General features: G+C 62.7%; 1 protein-coding gene. It reads right to left on the minus strand.

The features are described 5' to 3' along the window. A partial coding sequence (tnpC, locus tag XI09_RS08655) for an IS66 family transposase (protein WP_271566467.1) occupies positions 1 to 1461 on the minus strand: 1461 nt, incomplete at its 3' end. Positions 1462 to 1540 lie beyond the last annotated feature (79 nt).

Raw genomic sequence — 1540 nt, forward strand, 5'->3', positions numbered from 1 at the left:
CGCATGGTGGCTGCCTGGAAGGAAAAACCAAAAAAAGTTGCTACGAACTGAAGGTAAGGACTTCTCAACACCATCCGTGGTCAAGCAGATCCTGCCATCGTCGAGGAAGCGGGCGAAGTCGTCCCAGCGCCTGAGCATGTAATTCATAGGCTTTAGGACCTCGGAGGAGCGCGAGAGGGTTTCGCGCTCACGCAGCAACCAGGCGTGCATGTCCTCGAGAAGCGGCTTGCTCTGTTCCTGGCGCACGGCACGCCGCTCCTCGGCGCCGCGGCCGTTGATGGCGCGCTCGATCTCGAACAATGCATCCAGGCGTCTGACCGCCTCCAGCGCGATCGGAGAGACCGGTTTGCCCTTCTTACCTTCCCGAGCATTTTTCTCGATGTCGGCCAGCTCGAAGAAGCCCCGTCGTGCATGGGCAAAGCAAAATGCCGGCGTAATCGGCCGCGCCTTCTTCTGCGGATCGAACAGCGGTTCGAACCCGCTGTAGCAATCGGCTTGCAGGATACCACCGAAGGCGACCAGATGCTTCTGGGGATGCTCGCCTCGTCGGTCGCTCGAGGCGTAATAGACCGCCGCCGGCGGCGCGGGCCCGGCGAAGGGCCGGTCATCCCGCACATAAGTCCAGATCCGTCCGGTGGTACACTTGCCCTTCGCCAGGATACGGATGGTGGTGTCATCGCCATGAAGGCGCTCGGCCGCGAGCACATGGCGTTCGATCAAATGGAAGAGCGGCATGACGGCGAAGGTGCCGTGGCCGACCTGGTCGGCCAGGGTCGACAACGACAGGTCGATCCCCTCGGCCTTGAATCGCGCACTCTGGCGGTTGAGCGGGATATGCATGCCGAACTTGTCGAACAGGATCGTCGCCAGCAATTGTGGGCCAATGAAGCCGCGCGGCGTGGTATGGAACGGTGCGGGCGGCTGGCTGATCTTCTCGCAATCACGGCAGGTGAACTTCTCGCGTACCGTCTCGATCAACTTGAAGCGGCGTGGGATCTCCTCCAGCGTCCTGGTCACATCCTCGCCGATCTTCGCCAGCCGCGATCCACCGCAGCAGGCACAGCTCGTTGGAGCCTCCATGACAACGCGCTCGCGTTCGATGTCATCCGGCCATGGCTTGCGCACCGGCCGCTTGCGCGTGAAGGAACGGACGTTCTGCGTCTTCGCCGCTGCGGCGTGCGCGGCAAGCTCATCCTCGCTCGCCGTGGTGGCGAGTTCTTCGAGCTCCAACTCCAGCTGCTCGAGCAGCCGTGCCGTGCGCTCGGAGCGCGGCCCGTACAGTTCGCGTTTGAGCTTCTCGATCCGCAGCTCGAGATGCGCGATTAGCGCCTCGTTGTCCGACAGCTCCGCCCGCGCACTGGCAGCCACCGCCTCGGCCTGCAGCCGCGCCTCACGCTCGGTCTGCAGCGCCGCCAGGGCACTTGCAAGGTCCGATGGAAGATCGTCCGGCTTCGATATCATGAAGCCAGTGAATCAGATCAAGCCGCAGATTCAAACCATAAAACGTTATCCGACCCGCGTCGGACGCTGGGTTTCTTGT

This window comes from Bradyrhizobium sp. CCBAU 11386 (assembly GCF_028128955.1).
Classification (GTDB): Bacteria; Pseudomonadota; Alphaproteobacteria; order Rhizobiales; family Xanthobacteraceae; genus Bradyrhizobium.